The sequence below is a fragment of the Pedobacter cryotolerans genome (assembly GCF_005116475.1).
GTDB classification, from domain to species: domain Bacteria; phylum Bacteroidota; class Bacteroidia; order Sphingobacteriales; family Sphingobacteriaceae; genus Pedobacter; species Pedobacter cryotolerans.
On the sequence record NZ_SWBO01000005.1, the window covers coordinates 301452 to 322992 of the forward strand.

22 protein-coding genes are annotated in these 21541 nt (G+C 38.4%); 21 read left to right on the forward strand and 1 reads right to left on the reverse strand.

Annotated elements, in window-relative coordinates; all coding sequences use genetic code 11:
* Window positions 1-2 precede the first annotated feature (2 nt).
* From FA045_RS11405 to FA045_RS11500, 21 genes are all read left to right on the forward strand, one after another.
* On the forward strand, window positions 3-338 hold the full coding sequence (locus FA045_RS11405) for a DUF4133 domain-containing protein (protein ID WP_136877203.1): 336 nt from the start codon (window positions 3-5) through the stop codon (window positions 336-338).
* The gene (locus FA045_RS11410) at window positions 325-2802 is read left to right on the forward strand and encodes a TraG family conjugative transposon ATPase (RefSeq protein ID WP_136877204.1); all 2478 of its coding nucleotides are present in this window, start codon (window positions 325-327) and stop codon (window positions 2800-2802) included. The genes FA045_RS11405 and FA045_RS11410 overlap by 14 nt, the downstream gene beginning before the upstream one ends.
* A 10-nt stretch (window positions 2803-2812) precedes the next feature.
* Window positions 2813-3181 (forward strand): hypothetical protein, encoded by a 369-nt coding sequence (locus FA045_RS11415; RefSeq protein WP_136877205.1) that lies wholly within the window; start codon window positions 2813-2815, stop codon window positions 3179-3181.
* A 6-nt stretch (window positions 3182-3187) separates the two neighbouring features.
* Window positions 3188-3928 carry a conjugal transfer protein TraI gene (locus tag FA045_RS11420; RefSeq protein ID WP_225871326.1) on the forward strand — a complete coding sequence of 247 codons (741 nt, stop codon included), beginning with the start codon at window positions 3188-3190 and terminating at the stop codon, window positions 3926-3928.
* Window positions 3915-4559, forward strand: a complete 645-nt coding sequence (locus FA045_RS11425) for a hypothetical protein (RefSeq protein WP_136877206.1) — start codon at window positions 3915-3917, stop codon at window positions 4557-4559. Before FA045_RS11420 ends, FA045_RS11425 begins: the two co-directional genes overlap by 14 nt.
* 22 nt (window positions 4560-4581) lie before the next feature.
* Window positions 4582-5181 carry a TerB family tellurite resistance protein gene (locus tag FA045_RS11430; RefSeq protein ID WP_136877231.1) on the forward strand — a complete coding sequence of 200 codons (600 nt, stop codon included), beginning with the start codon at window positions 4582-4584 and terminating at the stop codon, window positions 5179-5181.
* A 10-nt stretch (window positions 5182-5191) separates the two neighbouring features.
* Entirely contained in the window at window positions 5192-6391 is a 1200-nt protein-coding gene (gene traJ / locus FA045_RS11435) for a conjugative transposon protein TraJ (protein WP_136877207.1), read from the forward strand.
* Window positions 6392-6457: 66 nt separating this feature from the next.
* Window positions 6458-7072, forward strand: coding sequence for a conjugative transposon protein TraK (gene traK, locus FA045_RS11440; RefSeq protein ID WP_136877208.1), 615 nt, complete (start codon window positions 6458-6460; stop codon window positions 7070-7072).
* A 2-nt stretch (window positions 7073-7074) separates the two neighbouring features.
* A complete protein-coding gene (locus FA045_RS18965; RefSeq protein WP_205943138.1) occupies window positions 7075-7299 on the forward strand; it encodes a hypothetical protein in 225 nt (74 codons plus the stop codon).
* Between the two features lie 29 nt (window positions 7300-7328).
* Window positions 7329-8393 carry a conjugative transposon protein TraM gene (gene traM, locus FA045_RS11445; RefSeq protein ID WP_136877209.1) on the forward strand — a complete coding sequence of 355 codons (1065 nt, stop codon included), beginning with the start codon at window positions 7329-7331 and terminating at the stop codon, window positions 8391-8393.
* A gap of 26 nt (window positions 8394-8419) precedes the next feature.
* Window positions 8420-9721, forward strand: coding sequence for a hypothetical protein (locus FA045_RS11450; protein ID WP_136877210.1), 1302 nt, complete (start codon window positions 8420-8422; stop codon window positions 9719-9721).
* Window positions 9722-9797: 76 nt separating this feature from the next.
* On the forward strand, window positions 9798-9974 hold the full coding sequence (locus FA045_RS11455) for a histone H1 (protein WP_136877211.1): 177 nt from the start codon (window positions 9798-9800) through the stop codon (window positions 9972-9974).
* 254 nt (window positions 9975-10228) lie between these two features.
* A complete protein-coding gene (locus FA045_RS11460) occupies window positions 10229-10948 on the forward strand; it encodes a LytR/AlgR family response regulator transcription factor (RefSeq protein ID WP_136877212.1) in 720 nt (239 codons plus the stop codon).
* 244 nt (window positions 10949-11192) lie between these two features.
* On the forward strand, window positions 11193-12248 hold the full coding sequence (locus FA045_RS11465) for a sensor histidine kinase (RefSeq protein ID WP_136877213.1): 1056 nt from the start codon (window positions 11193-11195) through the stop codon (window positions 12246-12248).
* A 124-nt stretch (window positions 12249-12372) separates the two neighbouring features.
* Window positions 12373-15123, forward strand: coding sequence for a thiopeptide-type bacteriocin biosynthesis protein (locus FA045_RS11470; RefSeq protein ID WP_136877214.1), 2751 nt, complete (start codon window positions 12373-12375; stop codon window positions 15121-15123).
* A 189-nt stretch (window positions 15124-15312) separates the two neighbouring features.
* Window positions 15313-15498: a hypothetical protein gene (locus tag FA045_RS11475; RefSeq protein WP_136877215.1), complete on the forward strand. Its 186-nt coding sequence runs from the start codon at window positions 15313-15315 to the stop codon at window positions 15496-15498.
* A gap of 119 nt (window positions 15499-15617) precedes the next feature.
* Window positions 15618-16610, forward strand: coding sequence for a hypothetical protein (locus FA045_RS11480; RefSeq protein WP_136877216.1), 993 nt, complete (start codon window positions 15618-15620; stop codon window positions 16608-16610).
* On the forward strand, window positions 16579-17037 hold the full coding sequence (locus FA045_RS11485) for a MauE/DoxX family redox-associated membrane protein (RefSeq protein ID WP_136877217.1): 459 nt from the start codon (window positions 16579-16581) through the stop codon (window positions 17035-17037). The genes FA045_RS11480 and FA045_RS11485 overlap by 32 nt, the downstream gene beginning before the upstream one ends.
* A complete protein-coding gene (locus FA045_RS11490; RefSeq protein ID WP_169305050.1) occupies window positions 17030-19387 on the forward strand; it encodes an outer membrane beta-barrel family protein in 2358 nt (785 codons plus the stop codon). The genes FA045_RS11485 and FA045_RS11490 overlap by 8 nt, the downstream gene beginning before the upstream one ends.
* 495 nt (window positions 19388-19882) lie before the next feature.
* On the forward strand, window positions 19883-20617 hold the full coding sequence (locus FA045_RS11495) for a hypothetical protein (protein ID WP_136877219.1): 735 nt from the start codon (window positions 19883-19885) through the stop codon (window positions 20615-20617).
* The gene (locus FA045_RS11500) at window positions 20592-21275 is read left to right on the forward strand and encodes a hypothetical protein (protein WP_136877220.1); all 684 of its coding nucleotides are present in this window, start codon (window positions 20592-20594) and stop codon (window positions 21273-21275) included. The genes FA045_RS11495 and FA045_RS11500 overlap by 26 nt, the downstream gene beginning before the upstream one ends.
* 92 nt (window positions 21276-21367) lie before the next feature.
* On the opposite strand, the gene FA045_RS11505 is transcribed toward FA045_RS11500, so the two are convergent.
* Window positions 21368-21541: ATP-binding protein (locus FA045_RS11505; protein WP_169305030.1), on the reverse strand; the 174-nt coding region annotated here is incomplete at its 5' end.

Here is a 21541-nt window from a genome sequence, read left to right on the forward strand (position 1 = left end):
CCATGGCCAGCATTTATCAGATAAATAAGGGCGTGTCAAAGCCGATTGTCTTTAAGGGCCTGAAAGCGCAATACATCGCCTACCTAGCGGTTGGACTGGTCCTTTTATTGATTGGCTTTGCAGTCCTTTACATCTCTGGAGTAAGCCTTTTTATCGTGTTGCCGCTAATCATTATTCTTGGAACAGTGCTATTCATTGGCACTTTCAGGTTGAGCCACAGGTTCGGGGAGCATGGGCTGATGAAATACCTGGCCAGAAAGGGACTTCCCAAATCCATTAAATTCCGTTCTAGAAGAATATTTACTACACTTAAATACTCAAATCATGGTAGAAGCTAAGAACATATTGCCGATCTATAAGGTTGAGCATAACTGTATACTTTCGGTGCAGGGAGATATTACCATTGCCTATGAAGTCACATTGCCAGAAATCTTTACCCTATCCGATCGGGATTATGAAGCCTATCATCAGACATGGGTAAAGGCAATCAAGGTACTGCCACAGTTCAGCGTATTTCATAAGCAGGATTGGTTTACTGAAGGAGCATATAAGGCGGATTTCAGTAAGAAGGATAACAGCTTTCTATCGGCGAGCAGTGAGCGGTTCTTTAACCAGAGACCCTGTTTAGACCATAAGTGCTATATCTTTCTGACCAAAAAACCACTAGGGAGAAAACCTTCCTCTTCTGCTTACAGCAATATCCTTCGCAAATCTATTGTGCCAGCACAAACCATTAACCCATTGATTTTTAGCGATTTTTTGGACAGTGCGGGGCAGTTCGAGCGCATACTTTCCGATAGCGGATTTGTTGAGCTAAAACGGTTGAGTGATGATGAACTCGCGGGTACGGCAAATAGCCCTGGAATTATCGAACGCTATGTTTTCCTTTTGGGAGCTGGCCAGATGTCCATGATCAATGATATCCAGATCAGGGATGGAATCAGCATAGGGGATAAGAAGGTAGAACTTTATACGCTATCGGATGCGGAAGATATGCCAGCGTTGTGCGGAAGCAGGATCAATTATGACAGGTACAGTACCGACCGAACCAAATTTTCAATCGGGTTTGCAAGTCCGCTTGGAAGCCTGCTGAACTGCAACCACATCCTGAACCAATATGTGTTTATCGAGGATGCCCAAAAAACAATCAAACGGTTAGAGGCTAAGAAACTTCGCCTGCAATCTTTGTCAGGTTATTCAAGGGAAAATGCAATTTCTAGGGATGCGACCAATGATTTTCTGAACGAAGCGATTGCTTCGGGAAAACTTCCAGTTAAAGCACACTTCAACGTGCTGGCATGGTCTGATGATCCAATAAAGGTAAAAGACCTTAAAAATCTAGTAGGCTCTGCAATGTCTCAAATGGATGCCGTTGCCAAAAAGGAAACATATGGGCAGGCGCAGATATGGTTTGCCGGACTTCCGGGAAATGAGGCAGATTTTCCGATGAACGACACCTTTGATACGTTCGTGGAACAATCGGCGTGTCTGTTTAACCTGGAATCCAATTACCGTTCCAGTATCAGTGCCTTTGGAATGCGTATGGGCGATAGGCTTTCTGGACGGCCTGTTCATGTGGATATATCAGATGAACCGATGAAGCAGGGCATCACGACCAACCGGAACAAATTTATCCTTGGGCCATCCGGTTCGGGAAAGTCATTTTTTACCAACCACATGGTGCGTAGTTACTATGAGCAGGGAGCGCATGTCGTTCTGGTAGATGTTGGGCACAGTTACAAGGGGCTTTGCGATCTGGTCGGTGGATACTATTTTACCTACTCGGAAAATGACCCGATCAAGTTCAACCCATTCTATCTCACAGATGGCGATTTGCTGGATACCGAAAAAAAGGAAAGCATCAAAACGCTATTACTTGCACTTTGGAAAAAGGATGATGAGCCGTTTCGCAGGTCTGAATACGTAGCACTTTCCAATGCGTTGACCCTGTACTATGAACATTTGGCGAAAAACGCAGACCTGTTTCCATGTTTCAATTCTTTCTATGAGTTTCTGATGTCAGACTACATGCAGGTGCTCGAAAATGGAAAGGTTAAGGAAAAGGATTTTGATGTCGGCAATTTCCTGTACGTGCTAAATCCCTACTACAAGGGCGGGGAATTTGACTACCTGCTGAATGCGACAGAAAATCTGGATCTGCTGCACGAAAGGTTCATTGTGTTCGAGCTGGATGCCATAAAAGATCATGCCATCCTGTTTCCGGTAGTTACGCTGATCCTGATGGAAATGTTCATTTCCAAGATGAGAAAGCTCAAGGGTATCCGAAAGGTGTTGTTGATTGAAGAATGTTGGAAGGCGATTTCAAAGGATGGAATGGCAGATTACATCAAATATGTTTTTAAGACGGTAAGGAAATTCTTCGGGGAAGCAATAGTGGTAACACAAGAGGTTGAGGATATTATTTCTTCGCCCATCGTAAAGCAGGCCATCATCAATAATTCTGACTGCAAGATCCTTTTAGACCAGAGCAAGTACCAGAACAAGTTCGATCAGATTCAGGAACTGTTGGGACTGACTGATAAGGAAAAAGCACAGGTACTCTCGATGAACAAGGCAAATGACCCGAAAAGGAAGTACAAGGAGGTGTTTATTTCCCTTGGTGGCCAGTACAGCAAGGTCTATCGTACCGAAGTTTCGCCTGCCGAGTATTATGCCTATACTACTGAGGAATCCGAAAAAATGATGGTACAGCAATACACCAAAAAGTACGGAAGCGTCCAAAAAGGTATTGCCATGCTGGTTTGTGATCTGAACATTAATAACTCTAATCGTAAATCCTAAATCCAATGTTATGAAATTCAAGATCATTTTAACAGTACATATATGCGGTTTGCTGTTGTCCTGTAATACCAACAAGAAACAATTTGATGTGCCTGGCACATACGTGAACAACACCAGTGGTAAATACAGCATTGCTAGTGATACCCTGGTAATTGAAGCCTTGGAACAAAACAGGTTTAAGGTTAACAGAAAAACTGGTTTTAACCTCATTAGCGATGGCAAAAAAGGTAGGCGTGAATATGGGACTGAAAAGTGGAACACCATTTACAATGAAAAAACAGGTGTGCTGACCGAAACCCAGCGTGGTAAGGAACTCATCTTTTATCCCGATTCCAATATGCTGATGATCGGAAGAAGGGTTTACAAAAAGCTCGATTAATCAATTATGAAATCATTATTAAAAATATTAGGCCTTCCCTTCAGGGTGAGGTCAGGAGGAAGATTTATGAAAAAGTATATGGTCATCCTGCCATTAAGCGCCATGACGCTGTTTGTCGGATTGCCCCAGGGGGCTAATGCACAGATTGCCGTTCTGGAAGTCATCAAGGCGGGTGTTAAAAAAGTAATCAAGGCGGTAGACCTAAAGGTACAGCGCTTACAGAACGAAACAATCTGGCTACAGAATGCCCAAAAGGTGCTGGAAAACCAGTTGTCTAAGCTCAAGCTGACAGAGATTGCAGATTGGACGGAAAAGCAGAAAGAGCAGTACAGCAAATACTATGATGAACTCTGGCGCATCAAGTCGGCCATTACCTATTATAAACGTATCAAAGACCTGACCCAAAAACAGGTAGATATAGTTGATGAATATAAATGGGCATGGGGACTGTTCCAGAAGGACAAACATTTCAAGCCCGAAGAACTGGACTATATGCAAAAGGTCTATTCAGGGATATTGGACGAGAGCATCAAAAACCTCGACCAGATATTCCTAGTCATCAATTCCTTTAAAACGCAGATGAGCGATGCCAAGAGACTGGAAATCATTGCTAAGGCTGCCGATGAGATGGATGCAAACTATTCTGCATTAAAGAAATTCAATTCTGGAAATATCGGTATATCTATTCAGCGTTCTGCCTCGCTGGATGAAACCGCTAAACTCAGAGAAATTTATGGAATCGATTAAGCTGAAATTCGCATTCGCCTTTGCGCTCCTCTTGGGTGTTTCAAATTGTTACGGGCAGAACTGGAACGAAATCTTCAGGCAAAAGAAGACCCAGCAAAAATATCTCCTGCAACAGATCTTAGCCTTAGAAGTCTATGCCAGTTATCTCAAAAAAGGATATGAGATTGTGGATGGCGGACTGCAAACAATCAGGGATTTTACAAATGGCGAATTCAGTCTGCACAATGCCTTTATCAGTAGTCTGAAAAAAGTTAGTCCGGCAGTAAGGAATGATTTAAGGGTTGTGGAGATCATCGAGATGCAGGTTAATATCGGTAGGGAGTTTAATGGTATTAAAGCCAATCCAAACCTGAGTGTTTCCAATCAGCTCTATATCCAGAATGTAAGGGAAAACCTTTGGGAGGAGAGCCTAAAAGACCTGGAAGAACTGCTGATGGTGATTACCTCGGGTAAAATCGAGATGAGCGACGATGAGCGGATTGAAAGACTGAACAGAGTCTACTTCTCCATGCGGGACAAATCGGCTTTTACCCAAAATTTCATCAGCGAGATCAGCCGATTTACCAGGCAAAAGGAAATGGAAATAAGATCAATTGAACAAACAAGGAACAATTATGGAATCAGGGAATAAAATCAGAAAATGCCTTTGTTTGATGCTCTTCTTTTGTGTGTTTAGCGTATCTGTAAGGGCACAATCGCAGGAGGTGCAGCAACTGTTATTGAACGTTGAAAAACTATCGCAACTCAAGAACATTCTGGCGGATATGAAAAAGGGCTATCAGGTGGTTTCGGGCGGTTACAATACCGTCAGGAACATATCCCAAGGAAATTTTTCTCTCCATGAAGTTTTTTTGGATGGGCTGATGTTGGTTTCGCCAGAGGTAAAAAAGTACAGGCGTGTTGCCGATATCATCAGTTACCAGAAGAACATCATTTCAGAGTACAGATCTGCATTCAAGCGGTTCAATGCTTCTGAAAATTTTAATTCGACCGAAATCGATTATCTGGGAAGGGTTTACAAGCAGCTGTTCGATCAGAGCATCGATAACTTGGATGAACTGGCAATGGTAATTACCTCTTCAAAGCTTAGGATGAACGATGATGAAAGGCTACAGGCCATAGACCGAATTTTTGAAGATGTACAGGATAAACTGGTATTCCTTCTGGATTTCAACAGCAAGGCAACCTCCCTTTCTCTGGCCAGGGAAAAACAAAAATCCGATCTCAAACAAAGTTTAAAACTTTATCAATAGCAGCTTCAATATGAAAATTAGTATAAAATTATTAGCAGTGACCGCATTTTTAATGCTGTTATTTCCCTTGGGTTCACAGGCGCAGGGGCTGGCAAATCAGATCGGCGGACTTCACGCCGTGCTTGAAAAAGTGTACGATGATATGATACCGCTCTGCTCGGACATGATAGCCGTTGCAAGGGGCATAGCTGGATTTGGCGCACTCTGGTTTATTGCATGCCGTGTATGGCGCCAGATTGCATCCGCCGAACCCATAGATTTCTACCCTTTATTGCGCCCCTTTGCACTCGGACTTGCCATCGTCCTTTTTCCCGCCCTGCTTAGCGTTATGAACGGGGTGCTCCAGCCCACCGTTTCGGCCACGGGCGCAATGGTAAAAGATAGCAATCTGGTTATAAAGGAACTGTTGAAACGGAAAGAAACGGAACTGAAAAAGTCGACCAAATGGAAGATGTACGTTGGCGAGGACGGTTCTGGAAATAGGTCGGAGTGGTATAAGTACACCCATCCAAAAGACCCGAATGCAGAAGATGAAAACTGGATGGAAGCCATAGGAAATGATATCATGTTCTGGGCTGATCGACAGGACTACAAGATCCGCCATAGCTTTAAGCAGTTCATGAGCGAACTTTTGGAATTGGTCTATCAGGCAGCTGCACTGTGTATTAATACGCTCCGAACCTTCTTTCTGATCGTGCTTGCCATCCTTGGTCCGCTCGTACTTGGGTTTGCGGTCTTCGATGGCCTCCAGCATACACTTTCGGTCTGGATAGCAAGGTACATCAATATCTTTTTATGGTTGCCCATCGCCAATATCTTCGGTGCAATCCTTGGAAAGATACAGCAGAACATGATCAAGCTTGATATTGATGAGGTAGCACAGAATGGCGATACCATGTTCTCCAGCACTGACACCGCTTACATGATATTTTTAATTATTGGAATAGTAGGGTATTTCTGCGTACCAACAGTTGCCAATTATGTGGTACATGCGGGTGGTGGAAATAGTATCCTGACCAAGATCAATTCCATGACCTCTGCCGGAGCTAGAGAAACCAGACAGGGAGCCAATACCAGCATTGCAGGACTGAAATATGGCGCAGGTATGATTTCCGATTCCTTGGGAGATGGAAAACGGCAGATGTCTGGAATGGCAGAGGCATCGGGGCAGGATTATTTCAAGGACAAACTAAGCGGTAAATCGAGCTGAAAGCGAGCTCATGAGTACAGATAAAAAAATCTATACTCACGAATAACCTTAATTAAAACCAACATTATGTTCACACAATTTAAAAATATAGACACCGCTTTCAGGCACATCAAACGCTTCAGCATCTTTCTGATATTGGCCTGTGTATGCCTGTCTGGATTTGCGATCTACAAAAGCTTTGATCTGGTAAAGACCATGCAGTCCAAGGTATATATCTTGGCAAATGGAAAGGCAATCGAAGCTTTCAGCACCACTAGGAAGGATAACCTGCCCGTTGAGCTGCGGGATCACATCAAAACTTTCCATCATTATTTTTTTACGCTTGACCCGGATGATAAGGTCATCAAGAACCATATTGCTATTGCACTCAACCTGGCTGATGAAAGCGCAAAAAAGGCAAATGACAATCTAAAAGAACAGGGATATTACAACAACATCATATCCGCTAATATTTCTCAGGAAATCGAGGTGGACAGTGTTTCCCTGGATATCAACCAGTATCCCTTCTATTTCAAATGTTATGCCACGCAAAGACTGATTAGGTCAAGTTCCACGGCAACTCGGAAACTGGTAACGCAGGGCTTTATCCGAAATGTATCGAGGTCTGACAACAATCCACACGGATTTCTGATACAGCGGTGGGAAACATTGGAAAACACAGATCAACCCTTAAAACCGTAGACATGGCACTATTCAAAAAAAGAAACCATAGGTTTTCGGAAGAAACACTTACCGATCATATTGCAAACTATGTGAACCAAAGGCAGAGAAAACTGGCAGATTACCTCAACATTAAAACAAGGCATGCTTCAGGTTCCTCCCTACTTTATGGACTGATTATTTTCTGTACTGTGTTTGGAAGCTATCTGCTCTATTTGCTGACGAGTGCATTTGGTGCATACAATTAACCCGATTTATTCAATCTAAAATCAATAAAATGAAAACAGAACTTAACAGAGACAAACGCAGGGTACTGCTTTTTATCCCCATCCTGATCGTTCCCTTTATGGCATTGGGATTTTACGCAATGGGTGGTGGTAGGGGCGATGAATTGCTGTCAAAACCATCGGCGGGTATCAATACCAACCTGCCCAATGCTTCCTTTTCAACCGATACGCCAAAAACAAAAGCCGATTACTACCAGCAGGCAGACCGCAACTCTTCAAATAAGGAAGATAACGGAATTGCTGGCATTGCAGGACAGCTTGGGTTTTCAGATCTCAAAAGAAAAGCTGGTTCCCAAGATGAACAGACCAAACAGATCAACGAGAAACTGGAAGCCCTGAACAGGGAAATCAATAAACCCGAACCTGTATATGGGCAACCGAAAACTGTAGCAAAGGCTCAGCCCTCCAATATCAAAAATGATGTAGACAGGCTGGAAGCTCTGATGAAGACGATGCAGGATAATAAATACGAAGACCCGGAAATGGCACAGCTTAATACAATGATGCAGAATATCTTGGATATACAGCACCCCGAACGCATCACCCAGCGTATGCAATTTACACAATCGCTCAGTCCAGACAGCCAGTTCAGGGCGACACCTGCAATCATAGTCGATAACCAAAAGGCCGTTCAGGGCGCAACCATAAAAATCAGGTTGCAGGATACCCTTCGCATAAACGGGATGCTTATTCCCAAGGGGCAGGAACTATTTGGTGCCTGCAGGATTACCAACCAGCGCCTATTGCTCGATATCAAAAATATCAGGCTGGGCACTTCCATCATTCCAGTTGACCTTTCGGTCTATAGCCTGGATGGAATGATTGGTATCGATGCACCAGAAGCCCTGCTGACCGGAGCATTAAATAACGGAACCGATAATGCTGTAAGAAGCATAGGGTTTGGAGGTTTTGACCAGTCAGTTGCCACGCAGGTTGCAGGTGCCGGAATAGATGCGGCAAGGCAATTGGTCAGTAAAAAAGTGAGAAACATCAAAGTGAAGCTAAAAAGTGGATATTCTGTTCTTTTACGGAATAACCAACTTAGTTCAAGATGATGCGTGGTAATTAAACCAGTGAAATTATGACGCAATTGATCAAAGATCTAGAAATGGCGAGTGGCTTGATCGAATATTTAGAACAGGAGAAAGCCCAAAGCCGCCAATGGGTAGTGTATGATACAGATAATCCCATTACCTCAAAATATGACTTGCACTGCTTTACGGACGAAAGTGAAGCAATTGATTTTGCTAAAGAGTATCAGCAGATATGGAACTGGCATGAAGCTGTACCTATTGGTACCATGATCTACGATCTGAAAGAACTGGATAAACTTCAATCAAAAGAAATTGACCTAAATAATAATAAGGAAACATCATTAAAAACAATAAAAGATATGAATTTGAACAATCTGGAAAATCTCAGGGATGAGATGAAAAAACTGGGCTTTAGCACTCCGCTGATCGCCAAAATGGAAGAGCATATGAAAAATGACGATCCTACCTTTAAACTGTACGACCAGGTTAAGGCAAATCGTGGGCAAGTCGATATCACGCTGCACTTTAAACAGTCTGGGCAGTCAGATTACTATTATCTGAATAGACTGGAAGCGGTACATAACCAGAGTAAACCCTTAGAAGAGGGACAGAAGTATATGGTGATCACCAAGACAGATGAAGGAAAAAACATCGTTAAAAAACTGGAAAATGTTGCCGAGGCAATAGATTTTTTCAAAAAGCAGAGCGGCAACAGTCAACTTGCTGTTGGCAAGGATGCGGCAAACAAGTCCATGCTCGCCAATATGGAAGAGGGCAAGGTCAATTACGTTGCAAAGGATTTCAATCGTGAATTTTACTCTCCACCATTGCCACAAACTTTTTGGCTGGATCATGGTAAGGGATTTACCAAGGAACAAGCTGCGAACCTGGTTCAGGGAAGAGCTGTATATCGTGATGATCTTTTGAGCAGAGAAGGTAATCCTTATAAGGCCTGGATGCAATTGGATACCGAAAAGGAAAGAGACCGCCAGAACAACCTAACCTTTCGCCAGTTTACCAATGCCTACGGTTATGATGTCAAAGCCCTTTTGGATGATTACAAGATCAAAGAAATGGCTGATCCCAAAAAGGCAGAAGCTTTGGAAACAGCATTGATAAATGGTAACCGTCCGCTGGTAACTGTTGAAAAAGATGGGCAGGAAACCAAGATGTATCTGGAGACGGCTGTACGTTACGGCAAACTGAACTTCTATGCAGAAAACGGAAAGCCCGAAAAAAGAGAACAGTTCCAAAAAGAAACTGGGCTAGAAATGAGCAATACATTCACCAAGAAAATGGAACAGAGCAAGGACAAGGAAGTAGCCCAAGGCCAAGGGATGGGAGTTTAAGCAGAAAATTATATATTCGCTTTAGGAAGAACTAGAAGAACTAATTAATTCACAACATAAAAAACAGATTATTATAATGGAAAAATTTGAAAAAGTAAAACAGCTAATCTCCGATATCGAAACAGATGCGGGAAAATTCTATAATTCCAACAATGGAGCAGCAGGTACCAGAGTGAGAAAAGCGATGCAGGATTTGAAAGTACTGGCGACAGAAATCAGAAAAGAAGTTACAGAAAAGAAGAACGCTAAGTAAAAAATAGTGTTTTGAGATTTAGACCTGATCGGAAACGATCAGGCTTAATTATTATCTATTGTTTTCTATCATCCAGATATTTGTAGGCTAAATCATATATCTGATCTTTGGCAGTATTATCCATTCTACTCGTTACATAAATAAATTCTTCAGCATCTGTAGAAAGTTCTAAATATATCAAGTCTTTAATATCTTTAAACAGTATCTAGTGATGAAATTATTTATTATACTTGTGAATGATTTTAAGCTATTAGATGGAGATTCGATGCATAATAATAGATGATGAGCCACACGCTATAAGTGAGTTGGAAGATTTAATTATGAGAACTCCAGGAATTGGCCTTTTGGGTTCTTTTTACAATGTAAATGATGCCGTGAGATTTTTAAACGAAGGCCAAATTGTTGATATCATCTTTTCCGATATTGATATGCCTTTAATAAATGGAATAGCTGCGGCTAAGATTCTAAAGGCATATTGCAGTAATTTGATTTATGTCACTGCCCATAGAAATTTTGCAATTGAGGCATTTGCAGTTAATGCGATTGGGTATCTTTTAAAACCCGTTGGTATTGAAGCTTTTGTTTCAAAGATATCAGAAATAACTCTAAGCATAAGAAATATCAAGGGAAACAGTAACCAAGATCTTATTTTTATTAAGGGTAGTCATAAGAATGCTTTTATTAAATTAGCGTTCAGCGATGTTATCCGTATCGAAGCTATGCTGAATTATGTTAAAATTTTTACTCAAAAGGGAGATGAAATTACCTATGTAGGCTTAAAAAAACTTGAAGATATATTAAAAAAGAAGTGTAATTTTTTTAGAATTTCTAAATCCTCTATCATAAACTTAGATTTTATGGATAGGGTTGATGGCAACGTAATCAAAATGAATGATGGTGGAGCATTAAATATTGGTGAGAAATACAGAGATGCGTTTCACGAATTTCTTAGGAAACGCACCTTGAATTCCTGATTACTTAATTTTTTATGCTATTAAAGATTCCCGTCAATGTTATCGTTGTGATGGTGGCTGTAGTTGGGTCAGTTTCGGAATGCAGTTTTACCGAATTGCTTTTTGAGTATGAGATGAGTGTTCTTCTAGCAATTTTGAATTTCTTTTCTTTAGTATCCATGGTTTTGTCTTTTAAATTGAAACCAAGAATATCACATCTGAAATTCATGCGCATTTTTATTATAGTAACCATCCAAAATATTATATGAAAACTATAAAAGAGAATAGTAGGCTGATTAAGGTGCATATTTTGTGCTGGATTATTTATATCTCTTATGAGGTTTTGGTATCCAGAGCCTTATCTGGAAGATATAGTCATTTTTTGTATTATCTTTTTTTCTATTTTCTTAATATTATTTTATTTTATTCCCATACCTTTTTTGTAATGCAGAATTCATTTAGGAGTGTTCCAGCAACACTTTTACGTTTCCCATTTTTGCTGATATTGGAGGTTGGAGTATATGTTGGCATGTCTGCGTTGTTTAGCCATCTTCTTCATGAACTCAACGCACGAAAAGAGCCCCTGATATTTGATTGGCAAGTCTATATTTCGATAATCTGGCGCGGATTGCTTTTTATTCTTTTCTCAACTGGATATTATTTTTTAATATCATATGTTGGCAAAATAAAGCAACAAATGCGAGAAGCTATTGAAATGGACCGACTGAAACTTGAACTTGCCAAATCACAAATGGATTTTCTACGCTCTCAGATTAATCCACACCTGCTATTTAATACCTTGAATTTTGTAAAATATGCAGCCAAAAATCAACCGGATCAAGCTGATGAGGCCATCATCAGGCTTTCGGAAATTATGACTTTTGCCATGGAAAAGAGCAATGGCAGTGAAGGATTTATTGATCTTGAACAGGAGCTTAAGCAATTAGAAAATATCATTAGGATAAATCAATTGCGGTTTAATAATAGCTTACATATTACCTATAGAATCGAACTAGATCGAAAAGATATTTTAATACCCCCAGTTATCCTTCTTACACTGGTAGAAAACTTGTTCAAGCATGGGGATTTGAGTAACAAAGAACATCCTGGAGAAATCATTGTAAAAGGTAATGTAAATGGTTTGGAGTTTTGTACCAGCAATATTTCCAAAAGCGGAAAGTTGTATGAACATGGACATCTAAATACAGGTCTTAGGAATATGATATCTAGATTGGAATTAACTTATGGTAAATATCACATATTCACCTACGAACAACAGGGAATGTATTTTAAAACTAGATTGTTTTTGTATGATATCTAAATAATTATATCGAAGTTTTATTGCTCTTGCCTGATGTTAAGAATTGAAACATAAATAGGCAAAATTGATATTTGCAAGGTTTTATATTAATGATATATTAAGATGATTTAATAGATATATCATTATGAACATAACAATTACCAATCGAGCGGTGTGTAGAACACCAGTATTTGCATTGTCTAGTACTTTAGAACTGGCTTGGCCAAATCTAAAGTTATTGATTGCAGAAAGTTCCCCTGAATTTTATCAACAGATCGCACATATTAACGAACCTGCAATAGCAGATCTGTCAGAAAAACTGCGTTTTACAATTTGGAAGTATTTTAATCGATGTAGATACAGGCCAACACCTTTTGGGGAATTTGCTTCTGTGACAATGATTGATAATCAAAAGGGAGATGAACATTATATTGTATTAAGTGAATTAGCTCATTGCCATCGTTGGTTTGATTGGTCCGCTAGAGGGAAAGTTCTTAGTTTCTCTCACTATAGTCTAAATACTATAATATCTCGAAATCCAACTATCTATAAGAATAAGTTTGAATTTCGTTATCTATATTGCGATGCCGCTGGCTTTGAACTGACCGCTATACCAGCTTGGGAAGAGATTGACCAAGTCATTACCTTGTGTAAAAGCAAAGTATCAATAGGAGAAATTACTCAATTATTAAAAGATAAACTTAGCTATACTGAAATGGAAAGTAGAGGGCTGATTTCTCAATTAATTGAATTACAGGCATTATATTCTGAACTTCAACCAAACATCACTGGAGAAGATTTTTTTGACCGATTGAAACTGAGACCTAAAATTAAATTGCCTGATTACTCTATAAGTAGTCGCCGTCATATAAAGGGTAGCTTACCAGAAGTTTATATCAAGTCTTCCCAAAAATATATTGAATTCATAGCTCGGTTATTACCAGTAGTTAGCAATATGGATCTTGATAAATTTAAGCTTGAATTTCTTCAACGGTGGGAACAACAATCAGTACCATTGCCATTAGTTTTGGATGGGTTATTAGGTATTGGATATGGAAATTCCAACTATTGCGTAGACTCGTCTCTCACAGCATTGCTCAAACCTCAAAAAGAAGTACACTCTATGGTTGAATTAGCAGATTTCCAGTTATTTTTACTCAATAAGCTCATAAGTGGAGAGGAAATTAATTTAGCAAGCTACAAGGTAAATTCACCATTAACACCGAACCCAAAACTTCCAAATACTTTCAGTATGCAGCTTGAAATATACAATGGCAAACCAGTAATATACAAAGCGGGTGGATCTACCGCTAATGGAATTCTGGGTAGGTTTACAAGAATTGACGAATATTTGGCATATGCCAGAAAATTAGCAGAATTAGAACAGCTATCTAATCCAGATGTGCTTTTCTTTGACGTTGCTTACGCTTTTGAAGGAAAAATAGACAATGTAAATAGGCGAGCCCATATTTATCCCATAGAACTCTGCCTTGGTACTTGGTCAACTGCTGACGAAAGCTTGCAGATGGAGGATATTTTAGTACGTATCTATGATGATCAAGTGATGCTGCAACATCGCTTAACAGGCAAAAGGCTAGTTCCCCGTATTGCCAGCGCTTACAATTATCATCGATCGGATCTGGTTCATTTTAGGTTTTTAAGCGACCTTCAACATCAAGGCCTTTCTAGCAATCTTAGCTTTGACCTCCAAAATTTTTTTCCACACTTGGACAGCTATCCCAGGGTTACTTATGGCAATTGCATCATCAACCCAAAAAAATGGTTGTTGCCAAGGTTTGATTCCTTGACAGATTTGCGTAATTGGCTTTTAAATAAGCGGTTTGATCATTTGCTTAGGATTGGTAATGGTGATCAAGTTTTAATTGTTGACCCTCAATGTGAAACAGATATTATTTTTTTACATCGGTACCAAAAACAACAGGCTAGTCCACTTTATTTAAGTGAAGGGTTAATCGAACGGTCTGGAACGGTAGGAGATGATAAGGGAAACACTTATCATGCACAGTTCATCGTTGATTTTGAACATCGAGGTTTAGTTTATTCTAAGTCTCCTTCAGATGATGACACAGATTTTCAACGTGATTTGAAAATGCCTGGAAGCGAGTGGTTATATATCGAACTCTATATGCATCCTCTAGCAATGCGAGACTTTTTGAACGATGAAGTGAGAATATTGGTAAAAAGTCAAGGTCAATTGATAAGTAAATGGTTCTTTATTCATTATAATAATCCCGAAGACCATTTGCGCCTTCGATTTAAGTTGAGGGATCCTAATCAGCTACATATTATCTTACAAGGCCTATGCCAGGTGTTGGACCGTAGTAATGGTCATGGACAGTTGAAGAAAATATTAATTAAGAGTTACGAACGGGAAATTTCACGTTATGGACTGAAAAGAATTGATATGATTGAACAATTTTTCTTTTTAGATAGTAATCTGGCACTTTTAGATATCTCAAAGTCTGTTGAGCAACGATATGAACGAATTGTTGATTTTATACTGAAGCTCAGTCAGAGGTTATTTACTGATCTTGAAGAACTAGTTTTGTATTTTGGACGCATGGCAGACATGTTTGCAAAAGAGATGAATTTTGATAGAGGGCAATTTAAAGTTATTAATGCTGCATATGGAGAATTTACTAAGAAGTTTTCTGTAAAAAAAAAATCATTAAAAATAATAATTTGTCTATTTGACAAGATTCTTTATGCATGTCCAATAAAAATGCGAGAAAAACTTTTAGCAGACTTGATTCACTTACATGTCAATAGACGTTTCAGTCAAGAACAAAGATTACATGAAGCTATCTTATATCAATATCTTCATAAGTTATGTTTAAAAAAGAGAATGATGAAAAACTATGTCAACACAGATTAGGCTTATGAAGTATTTGCATGAATTTATGAATTGAAGTATTATAGCAAAATTATTCCATAAGAAGTTTAAGAATGCAATAATGAGCTTTCATATAATAATTTGACTAGTTGCTATAATAAAATAGATCCTAAAACACACTAATATTAAATTCAAATAATTAAATAACCTTTTAACCTAATTAAAATTAAAATGAAAAAATTAACTTTATTTTTATTTGCAAGCTTTTTTAGCTTTGGCGTAGCTGTTGCGACTACTGGTAATACCGGTGAAATCATCGATGATGGCGCAGTTCCATGTAGCTCTTCAGAATGTCCTGGATCTGGAACACTTTGCTGTAAGGACGCAAAAACAGGAGATCCTTTTTACAAAAGGTAAAACTATCATTTATGCAAGGATGAATTGAAAGACATTCGTACTTGAATAAATCTTAACACATTGAAAGGGGGAATACCCCTTTCAATTTTTTTTTAAACTCAAAATAACCTTTTCAAAAAATGATTAAATATCGACCTCTCATTTTAATTTTAGGAATCACTGCTTTGATTGCTACGTTACTCTATTTTAGCAAGAAAAACGATAATTCTAAATATGATTTTACAAGAAAAATTCACAATCTTACATCTGTCGTTGATACTATCATGATAGGTTATGCGCCTATTAAAATAGAAAAATATTCTAATGGTTTGCTACTTCATGATGAGGATAACTATAAAATTCATACACTTGATTACAGCGGTCAGACCAATTTTTTGTTTTATGGGAGTAGTATAAAGGATATTGTCATAGGGTTTAAAGCAATTCAAAATGGTATATTTCTTTTCAAGCCACGCAGAAAAGTAATAGAATTTATTGACTTGAACAGCGGTAAAGTGTTAAATAGCTACAAAAGGGAAAAGCTATTTACTAGAGCTGCGATTTTGGGCGACACCATCGCTCTTGTAAAGGAAAACCTTGATGAACTGGGTCTCAATGACGTATTTACAACTTTTGTTCTTGGATCAGATAGAAACTTACAACTGCCTAATATTTTGAAAAAAAGAAATGATGGTGGGCTACAAAGTGATGGTTTTTTTGTATATGGAAGTGACAAAGTTTTTTATATCAATTATTTTTTGAGCTCAATATATAGTTTCACTCCCAATGGACAACTTTTTATGAAAGGTAGTACGTTAGACAGAAACGCAATTCCGCCAAAAGTTGTTTCCGAACGTGAGGGGTCTTATTCTCTAAAGGAAACAGTTAAAACCAATAATAGAAGTGGTAGTTCTGATAATGGCCTACTTTACATAAATTCTTCAGTAAAGAGTAAAAAAGATGATATATCTAACAGAATTAGTGTTATTGATGTCTATGATTGTAATAGTCTTCAGTACAAGCACAGCATCACAGTTCCTGATTTTGAAAAAAACAAATTATATGATTTCACCGTAAACAACAATAAGCTATACGCACTTTATGGAAAAAAAATACTTATCTATCAGTTGTAATAATCTGGGCTCCAAAAATTATACCGTTCATATATTAGCAGCACTAATGTTCATACTAATGTTCTATGCAGGAATAGTAAAATTATCGACCTTCCAGGTTTTTGTTATTCAGCTGGACAAATCTCCGCTAATTCCTGATGTTCTTACAGTAATGACTGCAATAACCATCCCAATGACGGAATTACTGATAGCGCTTGGGCTGCTGTTCTATAAATACAGAACTTTGTCTTTTTTAGCGGGTTTTGGAATCATGTTTGGTTTTTCCCTTTACCTTATCGTTTTAAATACATTTTATGTAGAAGTACCATGTTCTTGCGGTGGGATACTTGGGAAGATGAGCTATGAAACACACATTGTATTCAACGTTGCTTTCACAATCATTAGTTATACTGGGTACTATTTTAGTAAGAAGCAAAGCAATGGGTAAAATTGCCATTTTTATATTATTTATTGTTTCGTCGTTATCACTATTTGGGCAGAAGTTAGAAAAATTTAAGATTATTGGAATAGTAGTGGATTCCGTGTCCGGTAAGCCTATTGAACATGCAACAATCTCTATCAAGACCAAAACGGGTTTTGTTGCGTTGGGCATTGTTAACAATGAGGGTAGGTTCATTTTTGGAGAACTTGCTGATGGCAGTTATCAGCTTGAATTTTCAGCTTACGGATATAACAGCAAAATTATTAATTCGATTGTGGTCTCAGTTTCTGAAAAGTCAAAGGATGTAGGGACTATTTTACTATCTGCAAAAGTAATCGATCTGAATGAGGTTAAGGTTGAAGGCGCTAATTTTAGGCAGTACATTGACAAGGATGTCTTTATAATTGATCAAAATAAATTTACGAATGGATCACGTTCTACAGATGTTTTGAAAAGAATTAACGGACTGTCAGTAACACCAGGAGGTGACGTTAAAGTTCTAGGGAAATCCGATCCCAAAATATTGGTGAATGGAAGGTCTTATGACTTATCTTACATCAAATCACTTCCTGCCAGTAGCATCAAGTCTATTGAAGTTATCTCTATCGCACTTCCAAAATACGATGCGGAAGGATATAGTTCGGTAATCAATATTATCACTATGAAAAATCTGATAGACGGTTATAATGGTGATGTATATGCTAGAATTGGAACTAGAGATATTTTTGGTACCGGTGTTTCAGCAAGAGTAAAATCTGGCAAAGTCAGCTTGGATGCCTATTATGATTATTCATCTTATTTGTACCTAGGTGATTATAATCTTATTACAACCTTCAAGGATAATATTATTGATAAACAGATCGGTAAAAGAACTAATGATTTTAGCTCTCATGCATTAACAACAAACTTTCTTTTTAACTTGGATACTTTGAATACAATCAACTTTTCGGTTGGTGTTAACAGATCCAAAATAAATAGGCAGAGTACTACGGATTATATAACAACATCTACAGTATTGCCCTCAACTATTAACAGCACTTCTGGAAATGCTTACGATAATTATAGGCTAATAGCAGAATATAAACACGTGCTTTCAAAAAAAAAACTGGATCATTCTCTCACCACAACCGGTTATTATAAAAAGAATAATGAAAGTTTAGAGCAGGTGATAGACCAAATAACCTCCTCTATCAACAATAATAACATAAATAATATATATTCGGATGAATTCATTGCTCAGGTTGATTACAATCTTCCAGTTGACTCAAAAAAAAATTTTGATGCAGGGGTCAAATTTATCCGGAGAAAAAGCCTAAGTACGTATGCCTATTTGGTAGACGAGAATGATAAAAATGGTATTGGACCAGGAGGGGGCTTAGCAGGCGAAGTTGACTATTTGCAAAAAATAGAAGCAGCATATGCTTCATATAATGCAAACCTTGGCTTTATGTCTTTCTTGCTGGGTGGAAGGCTTGAATCGACAAGACTCAATACCCAAGGTACTAGCACATCCATTGATCAGAATTTCCTAAATTTTTTCCCAAGCATTGCATTGTCAAAGAGTTGGAAGCAATTTGGCCGTTTAAAACTTAATTACTCAAGAAATATAGCTAGGCCTGGCGTGGGTTACATAAATCCATTCGTCGACACCAGAGACCCTAACAATATATTAGTGGGAAATGCCAATCTAAGACCCGAATTTGGCAACGCTATAGAGTTAACTCATAGTAAGAGGTTCAGAAATATGTTTATTTTGACGTCCTTACGATACAACACTGAAGTTGACTTAATACAGTCTTACGTATATCCCTCGCAAGACATTCTTATTACACAATATCAGAATATAGGTTCTAAAACAGCTTACACGGTCGGAACTTCAATCAGCTATGATTTTACTGAAAAATTTTCAATGAGCTTAAGTACCTTTATGAATAAAGTAAACAACTACGATAGATTGTTGGAAGTCTCTACTTCTGGATATACATATTCTCTGGATGGAACATTGAACCTAAATCTCGGAAAAGGATATAACCTCGATGCTTCAGTCATGTATGCTTCTCCAAAATTGACTCCTCAGGGAACAATATATGGTGTTAATGTAATTGAGGCTTCGGTCAACAAAACATTTGATAAGAATTTTTCGATCAATGTGATTGCTTCAGATATCACCAACAGCTTGGGATTGACAAGAAAGAATACTACCACATCAAGTGGAATATATCAGATTTCGGAAACTCGATTTAATAACAGAGCCTTTAAAATCAGTGCCTTTTATTCTTTTGGAAAAGATTTCCGTGTCAAACGGCTTTCACGAAAGGTCAATAATAATGATTTAAAAGAACTTGGAAAACAGTAGTTTGAGTAAATCAATAAAAGTTACGTTAAAAAAAATCATATAAACTATAGCACTATTCTCTGCTTACTGAGCGCCCGCGAAACATGGTGCTTTAATTAAAATCACTGATTTCTGTTAGGTACTCACGGTGTTTTTCTACGCTCATTTTCGGTCTGCAAAAGCCTTCCAAACATACCTTTTCAGTTTTGCCAATGCATCGATGTAAAGCCCTAGACCTTTTACGTATCCTTCATATTTTTATGGTAGTCATGCTGGTTATGCCTGATCTATATAGTCTTCCCTTAAAAAGCCGATTTAAGTGGAAAAGCCATTGACGAAGAAATCAGGCTAACTCCCGAGGTATTGGGTATTGAACCCAAAAATAGATAGAGAAGATTTTATTCGTAGAAAAAACAATTACCTGATTCAAAAGCTTATATAAAAGAGTTAGTTAGACCTGATCGGAAACGGTCAGGTTTTTTTGTGAAGAAATATTATAATCTGTATACCTTTCAATTGGAAGAAATCAGCGATCAAGAGGCTCCAATGGAAGAGGAAGCAGTTTTTCATTGCAGGTATGTTCATTCGATCTATAATGAAACAATAGAAGATTTTGATCATTTCGATGGCGCAATCAGAACATACCCTTTCGAAGATATGGTGGAAAGAACAGCGAAAAATTTCAAGGAATATGGGAAGAACTCTGCCTATAAGAAATTGTTCAAAGTAAATAAAAAGCTTCCAATTCACAAATGGAAATCTTTGGTAACCCTATTTTTAAGAGGTAATTCATTAATCTATGAATATTTTGGTTTCAAGGAGGAAATTGAAAAACTTCGTTCGCCAAAAAAAGCTCAGCTTGATTTGATGGATAAATTAGTACCTTTTAGTATCACGGAAAAAGAGGGACTTAAAATATTAGTCTCATACTTTAAAGTAAATGATCTACGCGAGGGTAGGTATGTTGACGCTTTTGATATTATGTCAGATGGCAACCAAAAGTTTAAATGTGTTGATTTTCCAATTCTTGAAATGAAAAAAGCTCCACAGCGACTGGGAGACGATCTAATTATTCCTGACGACATTGAATATATTAAGTGCGAGGATCGTTACTGGAACATTCCATCAATCATGCACCAAGGAGATAATGCAGGAGTATTGCTAGCCAATACTATACTCGCTTTGAAAAACCTGTTCAATAAAATGATAGCCAAAGGTAAGGTATTTGATATTTCCATTACTGGGCTTTAGCGATCCGCTGATTGCCAAGATGGAAGAGCACATGAAAAACGATGATCCTGCCTTTAAGCTTTACGATGAGACAAAGGCAAGCAGAGGTCAGGTTGATATTACCCTACACTTTAAGCAGTCTGGGCAATCTGATTATTATTACCTCAACAGGTTGGAGGCCGTACATAACCAACTTAAACCGTTAGAAGAAGGGCAAAAGTATATGGTGATTACCAAAACCGAGGAAGGAAAGAACATCGTCAAGAAACTGGAAAATGTTGCCGAGGCCATCGACTTTTTTAAACAGCAGAAAGGCAACAGCGAACTTGCAGTGGGAAAAGATGCCGCAAACAAGTCGATGCTTGCCAATATGGAAGAGGGCAAGATCAATTATGTTTCTAGGGATTTCAAGCGTGAATTTTATTCTCCACCATTGCCACAGACTTTTTGGCTGGATCATGGAAAGGGATTTTCAAAAGAGCAGGCCGCTAACTTGGTACAAGGCAGGTCGGTTTATCGTGATGACCTTTTGAGCAGGGAGGGTACGCCTTACAAAGCCTGGATGCAACTGGATACCGAAAAGGAAAGAGATCGCCAGAACAATTTGACCTTCCGCCAGTTTACTGATGCCTATGGTTATGATGTCAAAGTGTATATTTCGGAGAAACTGACCATGTGATTCCGTGGCAAACTGACCACCTAATTTGCTGGCGAACGAACGTTGCAAATGCTATAGAAGCGTTAACAAAAGTAGTTATTTAAAGTTGTTTTTTATTGGAAGCTATTTTCTTGCACAGGCACCCTTTTCTTCCGCATTGATTCTCCCTTGAGTTCAATACGGTTGGCATCATGAACAATCCTATCCAATATTGCGTCGGCAATGGTTTTTTCACCAATCACTTCATGCCATTTGCTTACTGGCAGCTGTGAGGTAATGATAAGTGA